13 protein-coding genes and 4 tRNA genes are annotated in these 18,736 nt (G+C 40.8%); 6 read left to right on the top strand and 11 right to left on the bottom strand.

The features are described 5' to 3' along the window. Position 1: 1 nt before the first annotated feature. The 10 genes from rplA to DFQ04_RS16220 form a co-directional block, all read right to left on the bottom strand. Positions 2 to 700, bottom strand: a complete 699-nt coding sequence (rplA, locus tag DFQ04_RS16265) for a 50S ribosomal protein L1 (RefSeq protein WP_133557811.1) — start codon at positions 698 to 700, stop codon at positions 2 to 4. A gap of 10 nt (positions 701 to 710) precedes the next feature. Continuing rightward, on the bottom strand, positions 711 to 1,154 hold the full coding sequence (gene rplK, locus DFQ04_RS16260; RefSeq protein WP_133557809.1) for a 50S ribosomal protein L11: 444 nt from the start codon (positions 1,152 to 1,154) through the stop codon (positions 711 to 713). A gap of 3 nt (positions 1,155 to 1,157) precedes the next feature. Beyond that, positions 1,158 to 1,715, bottom strand: a complete 558-nt coding sequence (gene nusG, locus DFQ04_RS16255; protein WP_026953252.1) for a transcription termination/antitermination protein NusG — start codon at positions 1,713 to 1,715, stop codon at positions 1,158 to 1,160. Between the two features lie 13 nt (positions 1,716 to 1,728). After that, positions 1,729 to 1,917, bottom strand: coding sequence for a preprotein translocase subunit SecE (secE, locus tag DFQ04_RS16250; RefSeq protein ID WP_026966270.1), 189 nt, complete (start codon positions 1,915 to 1,917; stop codon positions 1,729 to 1,731). A gap of 15 nt (positions 1,918 to 1,932) precedes the next feature. Continuing rightward, a tRNA-Trp gene (locus tag DFQ04_RS16245) sits at positions 1,933 to 2,003 on the bottom strand. 111 nt (positions 2,004 to 2,114) lie between these two features. Beyond that, positions 2,115 to 3,302: an elongation factor Tu gene (tuf, locus tag DFQ04_RS16240; RefSeq protein ID WP_133557806.1), complete on the bottom strand. Its 1,188-nt coding sequence runs from the start codon at positions 3,300 to 3,302 to the stop codon at positions 2,115 to 2,117. Positions 3,303 to 3,359: 57 nt separating this feature from the next. After that, positions 3,360 to 3,431, bottom strand: a tRNA-Thr gene (locus tag DFQ04_RS16235). 28 nt (positions 3,432 to 3,459) lie between these two features. Continuing rightward, positions 3,460 to 3,532, bottom strand: a tRNA-Gly gene (locus tag DFQ04_RS16230). 72 nt (positions 3,533 to 3,604) lie between these two features. Continuing rightward, a tRNA-Tyr gene (locus DFQ04_RS16225) sits at positions 3,605 to 3,687 on the bottom strand. A 146-nt stretch (positions 3,688 to 3,833) separates the two neighbouring features. Then, the gene (locus DFQ04_RS16220) at positions 3,834 to 6,467 is read right to left on the bottom strand and encodes a M1 family metallopeptidase (RefSeq protein WP_133557803.1); all 2,634 of its coding nucleotides are present in this window, start codon (positions 6,465 to 6,467) and stop codon (positions 3,834 to 3,836) included. Positions 6,468 to 6,530: 63 nt separating this feature from the next. Here DFQ04_RS16220 and DFQ04_RS16215 point away from each other — a divergent pair, with 63 nt between their 5' ends. The 4 genes from DFQ04_RS16215 to DFQ04_RS16200 all read left to right on the top strand — a co-directional run bounded on the left by DFQ04_RS16215 (position 6,531) and on the right by DFQ04_RS16200 (position 10,995). Continuing rightward, entirely contained in the window at positions 6,531 to 7,025 is a 495-nt protein-coding gene (locus DFQ04_RS16215) for an acetyl-CoA carboxylase biotin carboxyl carrier protein subunit (protein WP_133557801.1), read from the top strand. 223 nt (positions 7,026 to 7,248) lie between these two features. After that, positions 7,249 to 7,956, top strand: a complete 708-nt coding sequence (gene pyrH, locus DFQ04_RS16210; protein ID WP_133557799.1) for a UMP kinase — start codon at positions 7,249 to 7,251, stop codon at positions 7,954 to 7,956. Between the two features lie 13 nt (positions 7,957 to 7,969). Next, positions 7,970 to 8,530: a ribosome recycling factor gene (gene frr, locus DFQ04_RS16205; protein WP_133557798.1), complete on the top strand. Its 561-nt coding sequence runs from the start codon at positions 7,970 to 7,972 to the stop codon at positions 8,528 to 8,530. Between the two features lie 248 nt (positions 8,531 to 8,778). Then, complete coding sequence (locus DFQ04_RS16200) at positions 8,779 to 10,995, top strand: carbohydrate binding family 9 domain-containing protein (protein ID WP_133557797.1); 2,217 nt, start codon at positions 8,779 to 8,781, stop codon at positions 10,993 to 10,995. Between the two features lie 16 nt (positions 10,996 to 11,011). Here DFQ04_RS16200 and DFQ04_RS16195 read toward each other — a convergent pair whose 3' ends face one another. Further along, on the bottom strand, positions 11,012 to 13,627 hold the full coding sequence (locus tag DFQ04_RS16195; RefSeq protein ID WP_243739706.1) for a DUF5686 and carboxypeptidase regulatory-like domain-containing protein: 2,616 nt from the start codon (positions 13,625 to 13,627) through the stop codon (positions 11,012 to 11,014). Between the two features lie 548 nt (positions 13,628 to 14,175). Between DFQ04_RS16195 and DFQ04_RS16190 the strand changes: the two genes are divergently transcribed. Next, a complete protein-coding gene (locus DFQ04_RS16190; RefSeq protein ID WP_133557795.1) occupies positions 14,176 to 17,169 on the top strand; it encodes a TonB-dependent receptor domain-containing protein in 2,994 nt (997 codons plus the stop codon). A 19-nt stretch (positions 17,170 to 17,188) separates the two neighbouring features. Further along, positions 17,189 to 18,679 carry a RagB/SusD family nutrient uptake outer membrane protein gene (locus DFQ04_RS16185; RefSeq protein ID WP_133557794.1) on the top strand — a complete coding sequence of 497 codons (1,491 nt, stop codon included), beginning with the start codon at positions 17,189 to 17,191 and terminating at the stop codon, positions 18,677 to 18,679. Positions 18,680 to 18,736: the final 57 nt, after the last annotated feature.

The following is an 18,736-nucleotide window of genomic DNA, read 5'->3' as shown; positions in this document are numbered from 1 at the left end:
ATTAAATACCTTGGATGCTCCCCTTGTCTACAGCAATACCCGGAGACATGGTGCTGGAGATGTGAATACTTTTGAAATATGTACCCTTAGATGATGAAGGCTTCAGCTTAGAAATAGTCATGATAAGTTCTTTCACATTGTCCTGAATTTGCTCAGGAGTGAAGGACACTTTACCAACACCTGCGTGAATGATTCCGAATTTATCAACCTTAAAGTCGATTTTACCGGCTTTCACTTCTCTTACTGCTTTACCTACTTCTAGAGTAACTGTTCCTGATTTAGGGTTTGGCATTAAGCCTCTAGGACCTAATACTCTACCTAACCTACCTACTTTTGCCATAACGTTAGGCATAGTGATGATGACATCTACGTCAGTCCATCCGCCTTCGATTTTAGCAATATAATCGTCCAAACCTACGTAATCTGCACCTGCTTCGGTGGCTTCCGCAACTTTGTCAGGAGTACAAAGCACCAATACTTTGATGTCTTTACCAGTACCGTGAGGAAGGGCGACAACGCCTCTTACCATCTGATCAGCCTTCCGAGGATCAACGCCCAAACGAACGTCTACATCTACAGAAGCATCAAACTTGGTAGTGGTGATTTCCTTAACCAGTGAAGAAGCAGCCTCCAGGGAGTACACTTGGCTTGGGTCGTACTTAGAAAGAGCTTCTTTTTGCTTTTTTGTTAACTTAGCCATTGTTTATTTATTATACTTCCCAAGGGGCTTTACCAGATACTGTGATACCCATGCTTCGCGCAGTACCAGCTACCATTTTCATGGCAGACTCAACTTTGAAAGCATTTAGGTCAGGCATTTTCGTCTCAGCGATTACTCTCACTTGATCCCAAGTGACAGAACCAACTTTTTTTCTGTTAGGCTCCGCAGAACCGCTTTTGATTTTCGCAGCTTCCAACAGCATATTTGCAGCTGGAGGAGTTTTTACTACAAAGTCAAAAGACTTGTCAGAATACACTGTAATCAATACAGGCAATACAGTTCCCATTTTGTCTTGGGTACGTGCATTGAACTGCTTACAGAACTCCATAATGTTCAAACCCTTGGAACCAAGAGCTGGACCTACTGGAGGTGACGGGTTAGCCTGGCCACCTTTCACTTGTAGTTTTACATAACCAGTGATTTCCTTAGCCATTGCTTAGTCTTGTTTTTCTACTTGTATAAAGTTTAATTCTACAGGAGTATTTCGGCCGAAAATCTTAACCATAACATTAAGCTTTTTCTTTTCCTCAAATATCTCCTCAATTGTCCCGGTAAAACCACTGAAGGGACCGTCCATTACTTTAACGGCCTCTCCGACTATAAATGGCGTATCTTGTTTCTCGGCAAACTCATCAATCTCTTCAACCTTTCCTAAGATACGGTTGACTTCTGATTGTCGTAATGGTTCAGGGGTTTTGGAAGCTCCCCCCTGGTTTGATCCAAGAAACCCGATTACTCCCGGAATGCTTGTTATTACGTGATTGGCTTCTCCATTGGAGAGATCCGCATTGACTAAAACGTAACCTGGAAAGAAGTTTCTTTCCCTTACACGCTTTTTGCCGTTGCGCATCTCATATACCTTCTCAGAAGGAATAAGCACTTCAGGAATAAATTCATCCAACTTTTGTCTGTAGATTTCATTCTCCAGATAAGTCTTTGTCTTTTTTTCCTGTCCTGCCACTACTCTGAGGACGTACCATTTATGTTCAGCCATTCTGTAATGTCAATTAAAATAAATCATAAAACCATGTCATGATATTTTCGAACCCTAGATCAACTACACCAATAAACAGGGCAAAGATCAGTGATGCTACTAGTACCAATACTGCACTATTTTGAAGAAAAGAGAACTTTGGCCAAGTGACCTTGTTCTTCATTTCATCGTATGATTCGAGGACAAAGTTTTTTAGATTCATAGTCAATAACTGCTGCACGGGCAGAGAGATTCGAACTCCCATCAACGGTTTTGGAGACCGCTATTCTGCCATTGAACTATGCCCGTGTGAATGAACGCTCCCCAAAAGGGAACGCAAAATTAGGAATAATGTCTTTAGAAACAAATGCGATCCCAAAATTTCTTCGGGATCGCATCGTTAATTTATAGTTAAATGGATTAGTCGAGAATTTCAGTTACCTGACCGGCACCTACTGTACGACCACCTTCTCTGATCGCAAATCTCAAACCTTTTTCCAAAGCAACTGCAGACAACAAAGTAACTTCGATAGTTACGTTATCACCAGGCATTACCATTTCAACGTTTGCTGGAAGTTTAATCTCACCAGTTACGTCAGTAGTTCTTAAGTAGAACTGAGGTCTGTACTTGTTGAAGAATGGAGTGTGACGTCCACCTTCTTCTTTAGAAAGTACGTAAACTTCAGCTTTGAAGTGAGCGTGAGGCTTAACAGAACCTGGCTTACAGATGATCATACCACGCTTGATTTGAGATTTTTCAATACCTCTCAACAACAAACCTACGTTATCACCAGCTTCACCTCTGTCAAGGATCTTACGGAACATCTCAACACCAGTTACTGTAGACTTAAGGCCTTCAGCACCCATACCGATGATGTCTACTGGATCACCAGAGTTAACAACACCTCTCTCGATACGACCAGTGGCTACAGTACCTCTACCAGTGATAGAGAATACGTCTTCAACAGGCATCAAGAAATCTTTGTCAACCAAACGCTCTGGAAGAGGAATGTAAGAATCAACTGCATCCATCAATTGCATTACAGTGTCAACCCACTTCTCTTCACCGTTCAATGCACCAAGTGCAGAACCAGCGATTACTGGGATATTATCTCCGTCGAATTCGTAGAAAGAAAGCAATTCTCTTACTTCCATTTCAACTAGTTCAAGCAATTCAGGATCGTCAACCATGTCAACTTTATTCAAGAAAACTACTAGTTGAGGCACACCTACCTGACGAGCCAAAAGGATGTGCTCTCTAGTCTGAGGCATAGGTCCGTCAGTTGCTGCTACTACAAGGATAGCACCGTCCATCTGGGCAGCACCAGTAACCATGTTTTTAACGTAGTCAGCGTGACCAGGACAGTCTACGTGAGCGTAGTGTCTCTTTTCAGTCTGATATTCTACGTGCGAAGTATTGATAGTAATACCTCTTTCTTTCTCTTCAGGAGCGTTGTCAATAGAAGAGAAATCTCTCAATTCAGAAAGACCTTTTTTAGCCAATACGGTAGTAATGGCGGCAGTTAAAGTAGTCTTGCCATGGTCTACGTGTCCAATCGTACCGATGTTAACGTGCGGCTTGGAACGGTCGAAGGTTGCTTTTGCCATGCGTGAAAATCCTCAGTTTAAGTTTAAAGATATGTTTAGATAATAATTTCTGTGTTGAGCCAACGACGGGATTTGAACCCGTGACCCCTTCCTTACCAAGGAAGTACTCTACCCCTGAGCTACGTCGGCTTTCACTTCAATGTGCTAAAAAGCACAGAGCGGGAGACGAGGCTCGAACCCGCGACCTGCAGCTTGGAAGGCTGCCGCTCTACCAACTGAGCTACTCCCGCTTGTGTCCGGCGTACCGGATTTTTTTTTGCCCTGCAAAATTAGAAAAAAATTTTACAATCAGACAATTTATGTGGGGGAAACAGGATTCGAACCTGTGAAGACATAAGTCAACGGATTTACAGTCCGTCCCAGTTGGCCGCTTTGGTATTCCCCCAACTGCGTTAAAATTTCAAGAATTTGAAACCCTTGTAACCTTAACGGATGGCAAAATTATAGCCTTTTATTAAAGTATCAAAGAGTCGGTTCTAAAAATCATTTTTTTTTACTCAACCTTCGATCAAGATTTTCATTATCAACCAATTAATTTTCATCAACTAGAGCTTCCAGGTAATAATTGTAGTAATTTCTCAACTGCAGGTCTTTTTCTTCACTGGCTACTTGTTGAATTTTCTTGACTATCTCCTGATCATCCGCAAATCCCATTAAAGCCTGAAAAGAACCTAATCGGATATAATTCTGCGTCTGATTTTTCATGAGATTCAATAAATAAGCAGATGCATTTTCTTTTCCTTCATCAGGCATTCTTGAAAAATATTCCCCGAAATACCCCAGAAAAAAATATAACCCTTCTCCATTGAGGCTTCTTACCTTCTCAAAAAACCAATTTCCTTTTCCTGCTACCTCATTTTCTAGAAAATATTCTGCCAATGGAATGATCATTCTAAAATTTGTCTCCTTTTCAAAATAAACAATTTCCTCATCGTCCAAGGCATTTTCCCCACTTTGAACCAATCCTGCCAAAGCAGAACCTGCCACTAGATAGGACGGCTCTTGTACCATCTTTTTGAATATTGGAGAATATTTATCTGCGTCCCAAGTTGCAAATACATCTAAAGCTGCAGCTCTGACGGAGTTTTTCGGATCTGATTCTGCGATTTTCAAAATTCCAGATTCAATGCCTTCAATCTTTTGCCCCCAACTGGAATCTGACTGCAAAAAACCCAAGACATTTTCTTTCACTGCCCAAAATGAATCTTGAAGCGCAAAAGGAATTGCCTCAAACAATAGCTCCTCTTCTCCTTTTGAAATCAGGCTATCCAAGGCTTCATACCTGGCCACACCCAATTTAGATTCTTTCAATTGCCGCAAATATTGGGAAGGAGACATTTCTTGGGTTCTTCTGGCAAGCAGGTTTTTCCCTTCGTCTAGATAGACTTGACTCACTGGATTTTTATTTTCCAGGGTAAACTGCTGAAAAGACTCATTCACAAAAAATGTCTTACGCTTCCTTTCACCATCCTCGTACCAGCTTACTTCCAGAGGAAATTGAAAAACGGGGCTCTGCATTGGATCCTGAACTTGAAAAACTGAAATCAGAATATTTTCCGGCTGAGAATAATCCACGTCAAAAATCAACTCCGGGTGTCCTTTATCAAGAAACCATTGATTGAAAAACCAATTCAAATCCTCTCCGGTAACTTTCTCAAACGCCAATCTTAAATCATGCACTTCTACAGACTGAAATGCATTTTGATTCAAATAAAGATTTAAAGCCTTGAAAAATGCTTCATCCCCTACTTTTTGACGGAGCATATGAAGAATCACTCCGCCTTTGTTGTAGCTGTGTGCATCAAACATGTCCTCGTTATCCTCATATTCAAATCGGATAAGATTCACCTGTTTGGTCTCTGCTTCAGCAAAATACCCTTCCATTTCTGAAACTAATTTCAGCGCAGCCTCATCCTTACTATACTTATATTCATTCCATAAATACTCGCTGTAATTGGCAAAAGCTTCATTCAAGGTAAGATTAGACCAGGATTCTGTAGTGACAAAATCCCCAAACCATTGATGAAATAGCTCATGGGCAATGATGTAATCCCACTCTGAATCGATGGCCTCTCTTTCATCCAAAAGCAGATTTTCCATGAAAATCGACGCAGTGGTATTCTCCATTGCCCCAGACACAAAGTCTCTGACAACAATTTGATCATACTTAGGCCAAGGGTAATTCACTCCCAGTTTGGACTCGAAAAACCCAATCATCTCGGGTGTGTTGGCAAATACTTTAGCCGCACCTTTTTCATATCCTTTTTCTACATAATAGCCCAAAGGAATATCTCTGAATCTATCCTCCGCTTTTCCAAAGTCACCTACTGCAATGGCCGCCAAGTACGGAGCATGTGGCAAAGTCATTTCCCAATAATCTTTTCTTAAACCATCTCCAAGGGATTCACTTTTTACCAAAACCCCATTGCTGACTGTGACTAATGAATCTGGAACTGTCAGCTTAAATAGCTGAGTTGCTCTCTCGTTAGGCTTGTCGATAGTCGGAAACCATTTGCTATTGTGCTCGGTCTCCCCTTGTGTCCAGATCATTCTTGGCTTACCTGGAATAGTGTCCAAAGGATCGATGAAATACAATCCTTTGGTATCTGAGATGGCCTCAGACCCATTTCCTGAATTTCTTTCCGGGTAGGCCCGATAATTAATCTCGACTCCAAATGTGTCCTTTTCTGTTAATTCCTGAGGCAGATAGATTAAAAGTTGCTTTTCATTGTATCCATAATTCACCTTTTGAGTTGAGTCGTTTTTGATAAAAAAAACCGCTCCGACATCATAATCCTTTGCATCCAAAATCAGCTCTTTCTGGGGATAAAAAAATGGCTTAAGCTTCAATTTTGCTTTACCGATTACAGCCTGATTTTCCCAATCAAATGCCAATTCCAAATCCGTATGCAACAAATCAAAATCTCTTTTGGCGCTTGCCCTATAATTTCCAATCGCCGACTCCTTGGCTCGAAGCGTTTTTAGTCTTTCAAGACTATCCTCGTTGGACACTTCAGTATTAAATACAGATTGGGCTGAAGGTTCTTTTTGAGTACTTACTTTTTCGGATTTACAGGAAAGCAAAGCCAAAAACAAAAAGAATACGGTAGCGATTTTAAAATTCAAGGTGGAATTCCCTTTGGGAGTGGAAGGCAATTGTTTCATATTTGGGGAAAATCTTGGTAGTTCAACACTTCCATAAATTAATTTGACCCCAAAATAGCAGTAATGTTTTCAGTTAATCTCAAAGACATCAGTTTTCAAGTTCAAAAAAACGGTGATTCTATTTTGGTCAACGACCAAACTCTTCCATTAGATATCAAATGGATCGATGAGCGAAGAATTCATCTCATCCGTGGAAAGGAGTCTCTGGAGGCTGAATTAGTTTCCATCGATCGAGAATCCAAAACCATACGAATCCGCCTTGGTCATCAGGTAGCAACGCTAGAACTGAAAGACAGATTTGATCTTTTGTTGGAGAAAATGGGAATGAGTGCTGCCGGCGCAGGTGTGGTAAAAGACATCAAAGCACCTATGCCCGGATTGATCTTGGATTTAAAGGTAAAGGCTGGCGATCAGGTGAAGAAAGGAGATATCGTTTTGATTTTGGAAGCCATGAAAATGGAAAATATCATCAAAGCCCCTGGGGATGGAGTAGTAAAAGAAGTGAAAGTCAGCCTGAAGCAGAGTGTGGAAAAAAATCAGGTTCTGATCCAGTTCTGATAGATTTTATCACCTTAAAAAGCTTTTTCCTAAAGTCCACCATTCTCAAATCTCATTCGTGGCTAGCCATTTTTTCTTCTGATTCTAGCATTCTGAGATGAAGAAATTATATTTGTCAGATTGTTGAGTCTCCATTGGGGATTATTCGATCAAATTTGAAAGAATTAAAATCCAAAGATTCCTTTTTCGAAAGGCCCAAACTTTAGAATCAATACACCAATACATGAAATACAAACGAATCCTGCTGAAACTAAGCGGAGAGGCCCTAATGGGTGAAAAAAAGTACGGAATCGACTCAAGCATCCTTCAACAATACGCCGACGAGATCAAAAAAGTAAAAGACCTTGGTGTTGAAATAGCCATCGTCATCGGAGGCGGAAATATTTTTAGAGGGGTTCAGGCAGAAAAATCAGGAATTGACAGAGTTCAGGGAGATTACATGGGAATGCTTGCCACGCTGATCAATGCCATGGCTTTGCAGAGTGCCTTGGAACAAAATGGAATGTATACCCGATTGATGTCTGGAATCAAAATCGAAAGTGTATGCGAACCATTTATCCGAAGAAGAGCAATTCGTCACTTGGAAAAAGGCCGAATTGTAATTTTTGGTGCAGGAATCGGTAATCCTTATTTTACTACTGATTCTACTGCCGCACTTCGGGCCATCGAAATTGAATCAGACGTGGTATTGAAAGGAACCCGAGTAGACGGTGTTTACACAGCCGATCCTGAGAAAGATTCCACCGCAACCAAATATCAAAATATTACCTTTTCAGAGGTATATGAGAAAAACCTTAGCGTCATGGACATGACTGCCTTTACGCTATGCCAGGAAAACAACCTTCCGATTATCGTATTTGACATGAACAAATCTGGAAACCTTAGCAAGTTGGTTCAGGGAGAAGAAATCGGAACATTGATCACTGCATAAACGCACTAAAATCATGGAAGAAATCGAATTATTCTTAGACGAAGCGAAAGAGCTCATGCAAAAAGCAGTAGACCATACTGCTTCAGAATTGGTAAAAATCAGAGCTGGAAAAGCTATGCCCAATCTTTTGGATGGGATCATGGTGCAATATTACGGCTCCCCTACCCCGCTTAATCAAGTTTCCTCAGTAACTACTCCTGATGCAAGAACCTTGGCCATCAAACCTTTTGAGAGAAACCTGATTTCGGAAATCGAGAAGGCCATCATCAATTCTGATTTGGGATTGGCTCCTCAAAACAATGGTGAAATCATCATTTTGACTATTCCTGCATTGACAGAGGAAAGAAGAATCCAATTGGTGAAGCAAGCCAAACATGAATGCGAAAACGGAAAAATCTCCATCCGCTCCGTAAGAAAAGACACCAACGAATCTTTAAGAAAACTTCAAAAAGAAGGTGCTTCTGAGGATGAGGTTAAAAGAGCAGAAGAGCAAGTTCAGAAGTTCACTGATTCCTATTCTACCAAAATTGATGAGCTGCTGATCAAGAAAGAAGCAGATATAATGAAGGTTTAATTTTACCTAGATCCAAATTGAAGCCCGGAATTTCCGGGCTTTTTTGTTGTCATTTTCCAATCTTTTAATTCTTCCGAAAACCAGTAATACTAGATTAAGAAATCAGTAATTTTTAAAATTCAATTTCATAAGAAATCTCCAGCTTAAACTGTTTTGGATTATGCAAGTTGATTAGGCAGGAAAGATTATTTCAGACCGCTAGTAAAAATACCGTTCCCATCCACTTTGGATGGGATTAATTTTGAACCATGCTACGGAAAATTCTATTGATCCTAGGTTTAAGTTTTGTTTTTGACAGCATTTCTGCCCAGGATATTCAATTCAAAAGAGTAAATAAACCCATCGAAATTGACGGGGTGATTGATGAGGAATGGGCGATTGCTGACTCCGCTTTCAATTGGATGCAGTATTTCCCATTTGACTCCTCACTAGCAGTCAATCAATCCGTGGCCAAAGTCCTATTCGACGATAAGAATATATACATCCTCGGTGTGATGTACAGTGATAAGAAGGAAAAGGAGTACGTCACTCCATCCTTGCGTAGAGATTTCAGAGGATCAGCAAACGACAATTTTACGGTCATCTTCGATACCTTTCAAGACAGGACCAATGCTTTCACCTTTGGAATCAATCCCTTTGGAGTCCAAAGAGAAGGGTTAGTGGTCAATGGAGGAACAGGGGAAAGTTCCTTTAGTCTTGACTGGGACAATGTTTGGAAAGGAGAAGCGCGCCAATATGAAGGTTATTGGGTAGCCGAAATGGCCATTCCTTTCAATACACTTCGGTTTAATGAGGGGCAGACTGAATGGAATATCAATTTCTACCGAATAGACAGTGAAAGTGCAGAAAGATCCACTTGGGCTCCAATACCAAGAAATTTCACGCTGTTTAATCTTGCTTCTCTGTGGGTGGGGAATTGGGAAGAACCCACCAAAAAAGGAGGCAAGAATCTTTCTGTCATCCCTTACATTTCTGGTAATTCGAGCACCAATTTTGAAGCCAATACGGAAACCAAATCTGGGCTGAGCGCTGGGTTTGATGTGAAATATGGAATCACCCCGGGATTGAATTTAGACCTAACCGTCAATCCGGATTTTTCTCAGGTAGAAGTGGACCAGCAGGTCACCAACTTGGACAGATTCGAAATTTTCTTCCCAGAGCGAAGACAGTTTTTCCTGGAAAATGCTGATTTATTTTCCAATTACGGGAATAGAGGAACCCGACCTTTTTTTAGTAGAAGAATAGGGGTTTCCAGAGACGAAAGTACCGGTCAAAACATAGAATCAACCATTCCATTTGGAGCAAGGATTAGTGGAAAGGCAAATGACAATTTGAGAGTGGGTGTCCTAAGCATGCAGGTGGCAGATGATCAGACTGCAGGTTTACCTTCCTATAACTATTCCATGGTTTCGCTTCAGCAAAAGGTTTTTGCCAGATCCAATATCTCAGCTTTTTTAGTGAACAAACAGACTTTCCAAAACCCGAAAGAGTATTCCGATAGCTTATACAATGAATGGGATAGGACTTTTGGGGTGGATTATAATTTGGCCTCTGAAGACAATCGGATTACCGGTAAGTTTTTTTACCACCAAAATATCAACCAGGCCAAAGTCGATAGTGCCTTTGCGGCTGGGATAGAACTACAATATAGCGTTCCCAAATGGTCCTTGGACATGAGGGCTCAGGCGGTTGGAGCAAACTATGTTCCGGAAGTTGGATTTGTCAGAAGAACTGATATTCAACAACTAGCCATGACTTACCGAAGGAGTATCTTTCCTTCCAGTGGAGGAGTTCAGCGCCACGGCCCAGGTTTAGATTTCGATATCGTCGGCAATGATACCTACGGCTTTCTGGATTGGGACATGAATTTTCTTTACGATATCAATTGGAAATCATCTGCCCGGTTTTCTCTTCGTTTGAGACGACAATACACTTACCTATTCAACGGCTTTGACCCGAGTGGAACAGGTGGGCTACGATTACCTGCAAATACAGAATACACAAATAATCTTTTCATAGCCAGATATGAGTCTGACGAGAGAAAGAAGGTTTCATTTAACCTAAGCACTCGATCCGGTCAATATTTTAACGGGACAAGAATCAATTTAGAAGGGGGTGTTCAATGGAGATATCAGCCCCTAGGTTTTACCAGTATAGATTTTGCCTACAATCGAATCAGACTGCCAAAGCCATATAATAGTTCCAACCTATTTTTAATTGGACCCCGATTCGACTTCACTTTCAGTAAAGAGCTTTTTTGGACGACCTTCGTCCAATACAATAGTCAGATTGATAATGTAAACATCAACTCCAGGCTTCAGTGGAGATTTGCTCCTGTGTCTGATATTTTCTTGGTATACACGGATAACTACTTGGCGGAAATGAATCCGGATGGGTTTATCGAATTTGGAGGCTCTAAATCACGGGCAATTGTCTTTAAAATGACCTATTGGCTAAACTTGTGATGCTTAGCTTTAAGCGCTAATCCTCAAAGTTCACATTAATAAAGGTGGCTATGCCAAATAAAGGGCCTGTACGGAGATAATTTCCATTTTCAAAGGCTACTCCAAATTCTACCCGGAAGAATCGGAAGAGATTATCCAAAGAATAACCAATCTCAGTATAGTGAGGAGAGTTCTCTGTTTTTAGATAATTCACAAAAATATTCTCCCTCAAGCCTGAGAATCTCAGCATAGGCAGTTGCGTGAAAAGGAATTTTCTAAACTGATAGTGTGCAATCCCAGAAACGAAAGAGGTTGAAGTGCTGTATTGGTAATAATCCATCAGGCGGTAATTGGATGCAGGTCCGAAATTTGAAAATATGGTCCTATTGCCACCAAAATGTTTGAAGTCCGGGAAGTAGACATTTCTATTATTCAGGAAGGTTCCTGCATTTACTTTAAAATCAAACTTACCGCTCACTCCAAAGGACCAGTCGTGTTCTATCCCCAATTCAATCAGATCAAAATCTGAGGCGTTTGCTGAATTAACCAGACTTGGAATTGCTTTTTGGTATCCAAAGGTAATCAAGGGGGATCTGGAGAAATTAGGGGATTTCCTACCATTTCGAATGCTATAAGTTAACCCCGGCCTCCACTCGATAGAGGCGCTGATTTTTGCGATCTGATGATCAGAAAAGGTATCCTCTGTAGATTCCACATTTTCCGGTCTATTTAAAGTGTATTCTCTTTCAGGTTTGTTATAAAAACTATAGTTTGAATTATTGAAAAGCTCTTTTCGATTAGCCCTTAGGAAAGAAAGTCTATACGTAAACCCATAATTGACTCGGTGAAACCAATAGGCTTTAAGATAATCCTGCTCATACAGTTTCATGTAATTCCTTCTAAACAAAAGTGAGTAAAGGGCATTGACTTGCTCATTGATGGGGTCTCCCTCATTAAACTGAAAAATATATCTCCCCCCTTCTACTCCCCAAGTTTGTCCGGAGGTAGGCTGAGTATGAGACCACCTTAAGTTTACTTTACCATAAAATTGCTTGCTGGAAAACCCATACCTAACCTCCGGCCGGATATTGAAACTTTTCCGAATGGTATTGACGCTATCCGCAAGTTTGACTTCTGAGAATTTCCGGTAATACATTCCCAACCCTAGCTTCCAGCCCTCCACCGTATTGAATGAAAACTTGGTAAGATTTTGATCAAAACCGATGGTAACACCTTTTCCAAAACTGAAATTCTGTCCTGTGAGGAAATCCATTGGCTGGTATTTTCTTCTTGCCTTTTTGGCGACGGAATCCACCTCACTAACTTTTGCTGCCTCGATGGTGGCAAGACTATCATCCCGCTTATATCCTTCCACTTCCTTCAAAGTCAAAGGAACTGGCCTGATGCTATCCCAATAGGCCAAATCTCGCTTCTTGGCTAAGGAATCCACGCTATAATTACGCTCTGAAACCACGGGATCTTTTGCCTCCTTTTGCTCTTCCTGAAGCATTTCCTTCTCGTATTGGTTGATCAGCTTCCGGTATTCTTTTCGAGTCTTTGGTTCTTCCGTCGCCAACTGTTCCAAGGCAGAAAGTGATTTATCTACTTTCAAGGCCTCTTTCGGAATTTCCTGCACTTTTTCGTCAATGATTTCAGGAACTTGGGCTAAATCCTGGTTCAATTTGATTTGGTATTCCCTGGTAGAGGCCAAGTAATTGAACTCCCCTTCAAATCCGAAGATTTTTCCTCCAAAGGAATACGTATGGGTCAAAGGCATCCAAACGTTTTGGCCTACCGGTGCATAATTTTGTTTGGCTGTAATCTGAAAACCCAAAAGGGAAGTCTTCAAGTCCAAGCTGTAGATGGCCCAAAGATCTTCTATTATATATATGTATCCTTCGAAAACCTGCTCCCCTCTTGATCTGGGTGTCACTTTGATTTTGCTAACCATTACCCCCTGATCAAAAAAACTTCCCTCGTATTTGAATTGGTAGTATTGAAAAGCATATCGGGATAAAGGGGAAACAATCCCGTTGATTTGGTCTTGATAAAATGAGGTTTGGATGTAGGGAGCAGGAGAAGTTCCTTGGTTGTCCCCATTAGTCCGGATGGAAATAACTTTTTCTTCAACCTTATCGGGCAAGGAAAAAGTAATTCTGGACACAGATTCTGAAGTATAAGCCTCATTGAGCTTCATGCCTTCCTCTTCCAATTTTTTCCTGAGGAAAAAAGGAGCATCTGTAAGTTGACCTGTGCCTTTCAAGTAGACAGTCATGGAATATTCCTGAAGCTGGAGGCGGTGATATTTTGCCTTGGCTATGGCCTTCCTCATGATCGTAAGTGCAGGATCCTCAGCACCGGCTTTTACTTCCACTTCACTGAGGGAAAAAACCTGGGGTTCTAATGCGAAATTCAAGGTGATCCATTCCTCCTGAATTTCTACAGTTTGAATCTGGGATTTATAGCCTAGAAATTGAACCAAAACGTCATACAATCCGGGTTTCAGACGGTATTCATATTCCCCAACTTGATTTGTGGGCACTCCATCCTCCAAGTTTCGGATATAGATAGACGCAAAAGCCAGAGGTTCTCCCTCATTGGTGGTCACTTTTCCTTTTATTCCTTGGGAAAAAGAAACGATTGGGAAAAGCATCCAAAAAAGAAAAATAAGCCTTGAAACTTTCGGACAAAAATTCATGAAAGGAATCTTATAAGTTATAAAACGAAGACGCAGTTTCGCTTTTTTCAGTTGCATCGCCCAATCGAATAAATGAAAAAAAGTTAAATAAGAGTTATTTAACACTTCTGCTATTTATTCTTATACGCAATAGACTGAAAATAGAACGAAAAACTTCATCGATAAATGCCCTGATACATCAGTACTTTCTTAAAAAATTTAAAAATGTCCAATTTGAGCAAAGGGGGCACTTTTTCTAAAAAGCCAAAATTTTCAATTAATTAATAAAATTTGATTTTTTTAAGATTGTTTAAATGGAAAACGTTTTCCATTGATTTCTAAATAACAAAACAAACATAATATTAACTAATTGTTAAAATAAACATTATTCTGTTAATGATAGAAATTTCAGGGGGCAAATAAGGCAATTGTTAAGAATTGCAAAATTAAAATTATTCCCAGACTTTAGGTTTGAAATTAAGTACTCATACCTATTTCGCTTTTTTCTAAAAACAAAAAACCCTATGAGAAATTATTTACCCAAACTCAAGTCGTTGATGCTTGCAGTAGTGCTGATGATAGGCACGATCGCAGTAGCCAACGCCCAAAGTCGATCCATCTCAGGTACTGTCCTGGATGCTAGACTTGGAGACCCTGTTCCGGGTGCCACTGTACTGGTAAAAGGTACCACCCGAGGCACAGCCACTGATTTGGACGGTAAGTTTACACTTCCGCTTCAAGCTGGCGACCAAGTTCTTGTGATTTCCTTCGTTGGTTATTTGAACCAAGAAGTGGAAATCGGAAACCAATCATCTATCACTATCAGGCTGGAAGAAGATATCCAGAGCTTGGAAGAGGCAGTTGTAATTGGTTATGGATCTCAGGACAAGAAAGAAATTACTTCTGCAGTGGTAGGTGTAAAGCCTGAAGACTTCAACAGAGGTAATGTAACCAACCCTGCTCAATTGCTTCAGGGTAAAGTTGCCGGTCTATCGATTACCAGACCAGGTGGTAGCCCTAACAGCGGATTCAATGTTCGTTTGAGAGGTTTGTCCACTTTCGGCGCTAACTCATCTCCATTGATCGTATTGGACGGTGTGATTGGTGCTTCACTTGAAAACGTCGATCCAAATGACATCCAGTCTATCGATGTATTGAAAGATGGTTCTGCAGCTGCGATCTACGGTGCCAGAGGTTCTTCTGGTGTAATTTTGATCACCACTACTAAAAAAGGAAGCAAAGAAGGAACTACCAATGTGAACATTAACTCGTTCACAACTCTTGATCAGGCAACTAACTTGATTCCTGTTCTTTCTGCTGAAGAATTTGTAGCTAGAGGTGGAACTGATTTCGGAAGCGATACTGACTGGAGAGACGAATTGATCGACGATGCATTGTCATTCACAACCAACGCCAGCGTTTCTGGCAGCTTTGGAAACTCAAACTACATGGCTTCTGTAAACTACCGTGACAATAACGGTATTGTAAACGGAGTTGGGAATGAAAGATTGAATACAAGATTAAACCTAGCTCAAGGTGCTTTGAACAATCGCTTGAGATTGAATGTAAACTTGTCATTTACCAATGTGGATTCTGAGGACATCAATGGTGCTGCATTTAGATATGCCACTATTTATAATCCAACAGCTCCAGTATTTGAAGATACTGAATCTGCAATCAATCGATTCGGTGGTTACTTCCAAAGAGATCTATTCGATTTCTACAATCCAGTTGCTTTGGCAAGACAGCAAAAATTTATCGGTGAGACTAAAACTGCATTGGTTTCTTACAGAGCAGAATTCGATATCCTTCCAAATTTAACTTTGTCAGCTCAGTATTCTCAGGATAGAAGAAATACTCTTTCAGGTGCTTTCTGGTCTTTGCAAGATTTCCAAGTAGGTATCGGTGCTACAGGTTCAGCCCAGAGAAATACTTTTGATAGAAAGCAAAGAATTTTCGAATCTACTTTGAGATACGAAACAGATCTTTCAGACAAATTGAACATGACCCTTTTGGGTGGTTTTGGATTACAGTATACAACCAACCAAGGATTTAACGCAAGAGTACGTCAATATCTATTTGATCTTGGATGGAATAACCTAGGAGCAGGTGCTATCCGAGTAGGTAACAACACAGACGTTTCGTCATTTGCAAACCAAGATCAGTTGAATTCTGCTTTTGGTAGAGCTAATTTCAACTGGGACAATACCTTCTTCGTTTCTGCTTCAGTAAGAGCTGAAACATACTCTGGTTTCGGTGCAAATAACCAAACAGGTGTATTCCCGGCATTTTCTGTAGGTTCTGACTTCACTCAGATTTTTGACATGGGGGTTTTCAACCAATTCAAGCCAAGAGTTTCTTACGGTGTTACCGGTAACCTACCTCCATCTCCAACCTTGGCTTTGGGTGTATTCGGAAACGGTAACAGAATTGATTTGGATGGTGATCCATTGACTCAGAGTGACATCTTTGTTGGTATCAACCAATTCTCTAACCCTAACAAGGATTTGAAGTGGGAAACCAAAAAAGAATTCAACGTAGGGGTTGATTTCGGATTATTGAATGGAAAAATCACCGGTAGCGTGGACTACTACACCAGAAATATTTCTGACTTGTTGTTCAACGTACCTGTAGCAGCTGGTGCTCCAAACCCATTTGATCCAGGAAGATTTAACACTGCAGGTTCTACCTGGGTAAACTTGGCTGACTTGAGAGCTGCTGGTTTTGAATTCGTAACCTCAGTAAATCAAATCGGTAAAGGTGCCCTTAAGTGGTCTCCAACTGTAAACTTCACTATCTATGACAAAACAACTATTGAAAGCTTGTCAAATGGTGAATTAGGATTCGAAGAATTGAGATTTGCAACTCCAGGAGCTCCTGGTCAAAATAACAACCCAATCATCTACAACAGAGTAGGCCAAAATTTGGGTGATATCTATGGTCCAAGATTGAATGGTTTGACTGAAAGCGGTCAGTATATTCTTTCAACTACAGACCCTAACGAATTTGAAAAGCTAGGTAACGGTTTGCCTAAAGGTGAATTCGGTTTTGCTAACAGCTTGATGTGGGGTCAGTGGAACTTGAACTTCTTCTTCAGAGGTGCATGGGGTCACGATTTGTATAACTCATACAGAGGTTTCTATGAAAACGGCGACCCAGGATCAAACACTTGGAACTCTGTAATCACAGACAAGACTCCAACCAACCCATTGGTTACTTCAAGCCCTACATTCAACAGCTCTTATGTTGAAGACGCTTCATTCGTCAGATTGGACAACATGGAATTGGGTTATAATATTAAAACCAATTCACCAAATTTGGGTTCTTTAAGAGTATACTTAGCGGCTCAAAATCTATTTACGATTACAAATTATACAGGTATCGATCCTGAGGTAAGAACTAATGACTCAGAAAACGGTGACGCCTTTACTTCGGCACTTTCTCCGGGTATCGAGCGTAGAAATACTTACTTCCAGACCCGTTCATTCACTTTGGGTGTAACTGTAAACTTTAAATAACAAGTTAAATCATACAGATATGTTAAAATCATTTAATAAAATCTGCTTAATGCTTCCATTGGTATTTGCCATTGGAGCATGTCAGGAGTTGGAGCAAGAGGTTCTTGATGGGGTGACAGCAGAGGATATAGCCAATAGCAATAATCCCAACTTGGTTAACGTGCTTAAGGCTTCAGCTTACTCCAGAATCGTTGGTTCTTGGGGAGGTCATAACAGTATTTGGTCCATTCAGGAAGTTTCTTCCGACGAAATGGCTATTCCACAGAAAGGTGCTGACTGGGAAGATGGTGGTCAGTGGATAAGAATGCACAAGCACACTTGGAATGCTTCTGAAGAATCATTCAACAACTCTTGGGCTTATTGCTACAGTGCAGTCGGTGAAATCAATAACTTGTTGATCCAGTATCCAGACGTAGCTTCCTTGAATGCTGAATTGAAAGTTTTGAGAGCTTTGGTTTACATGTGGTTGATCGACAGCTTTGGTAATGTTCCAATCATCGATGAAACTACCACTGGTGGAAATCCAACCAATGCTACAAGAGCTGAAGTATTTGCTTTCATCGAGAAGTCTATCAAGGATAATATCGCTTTGCTTCCAGAAACCAGCTTGAAGTCTACAATCAACAAGATGACTGCACAAGCTATGTTGGCTAAGCTTTACCTGAATGCCGGTGTTTACACTGGTACTCCAAAGTGGGCTGAAGCTGAAGCTGCTGCTGATGCAGTAATCAATAGCGGAAAGTATTCTCTTTCTTCTAACTACTTCGCAAACTTCTCAGAGAGAAACAGCGGATCTACCGAAAACATCCTGACTCTTCCTTACGATCAGAATAACGCTGGTGGATTTAACCTTCCTCAAATGACTCTTCATTACCTGAGCCAGCAAACTTTCAACTTGCAGGAACAGCCTTGGAACGGATATGCATCTTTGGAAGAATTCTACAATAGCTATGATGCGACAGATGTTCGTAGAAGAAGCTTCTTGGTAGGACCTCAGTTTGCTTCCAATGGAACCAGATTGATTGACATTTCTGCAGAAGCAAATGATCCTGATGGACCTCCATTAACCTTCACTCCTCAGATCAACATGCTCGCTCCAAACGCTTTCCGTCAGGCAGGTGCTAGAGTAGGTAAATTTGAATTTGCTTTGGGTGCTGGTTCTTCTTTGAATAATGACTATCCATTGATCAGATATGGTGAAATCATCCTGATCAAAGCTGAAGCTGCCTTGCGTCAAAATAAACCTGCAGTAGCTCTTGCAGCTGTTAATCAAATCAGAGCACGAGCTAGCATGCCAGCTTACACCACTTTGACTCTTGACGAACTATTCGCGGAAAGAGGAAGAGAAATGTTTGCTGAAGCTACTAGAAGATCTGACCAAATCCGTTTCGGAAAGTGGAATCAGCCTTGGTGGGAAAAGACCGCTTCTCAACCTTTCAGAGCTCTATTCCCTATTCCTCAAAACCAGATCAATGCAAACCCTGCATTGAAGCAGAATCCGGGTTATTAATACCTTCTGAATTCATAGTAAAAGGAAGTGTGCCTCGGTACACTTCCTTTTTTTTAC

Source organism: Algoriphagus boseongensis, from assembly GCF_004362805.1.
GTDB classification, from domain to species: Bacteria; Bacteroidota; Bacteroidia; order Cytophagales; family Cyclobacteriaceae; genus Algoriphagus; species Algoriphagus boseongensis.
This window is presented reverse-complemented; position numbering and strand designations above follow the sequence as displayed.

Excerpts from the sequence above, each read along its gene's own strand:
- DFQ04_RS16195 (WP_243739706.1), bottom strand. The coding sequence starts at position 13,627 with ATGCTTTTCCCAATCGTTTCTTTTTCCCAAGGAATAAAAGGAAAAGTG.
- pyrH (WP_133557799.1), top strand. The coding sequence starts at position 7,249 with ATGAAATACAAACGAATCCTGCTGAAACTAAGCGGAGAGGCCCTAATG.
- DFQ04_RS16190 (WP_133557795.1), top strand. The coding sequence starts at position 14,176 with ATGAGAAATTATTTACCCAAACTCAAGTCGTTGATGCTTGCAGTAGTG.
- DFQ04_RS16185 (WP_133557794.1), top strand. The coding sequence starts at position 17,189 with ATGTTAAAATCATTTAATAAAATCTGCTTAATGCTTCCATTGGTATTT.
- DFQ04_RS16200 (WP_133557797.1), top strand. The coding sequence starts at position 8,779 with ATGCTACGGAAAATTCTATTGATCCTAGGTTTAAGTTTTGTTTTTGAC.
- rplA (WP_133557811.1), bottom strand. The coding sequence starts at position 700 with ATGGCTAAGTTAACAAAAAAGCAAAAAGAAGCTCTTTCTAAGTACGAC.
- nusG (WP_026953252.1), bottom strand. The coding sequence starts at position 1,715 with ATGGCTGAACATAAATGGTACGTCCTCAGAGTAGTGGCAGGACAGGAA.
- tuf (WP_133557806.1), bottom strand. The coding sequence starts at position 3,302 with ATGGCAAAAGCAACCTTCGACCGTTCCAAGCCGCACGTTAACATCGGT.
- DFQ04_RS16220 (WP_133557803.1), bottom strand. The coding sequence starts at position 6,467 with ATGAAACAATTGCCTTCCACTCCCAAAGGGAATTCCACCTTGAATTTT.
- DFQ04_RS16215 (WP_133557801.1), top strand. The coding sequence starts at position 6,531 with ATGTTTTCAGTTAATCTCAAAGACATCAGTTTTCAAGTTCAAAAAAAC.
- rplK (WP_133557809.1), bottom strand. The coding sequence starts at position 1,154 with ATGGCTAAGGAAATCACTGGTTATGTAAAACTACAAGTGAAAGGTGGC.
- frr (WP_133557798.1), top strand. The coding sequence starts at position 7,970 with ATGGAAGAAATCGAATTATTCTTAGACGAAGCGAAAGAGCTCATGCAA.
- secE (WP_026966270.1), bottom strand. The coding sequence starts at position 1,917 with ATGAATCTAAAAAACTTTGTCCTCGAATCATACGATGAAATGAAGAAC.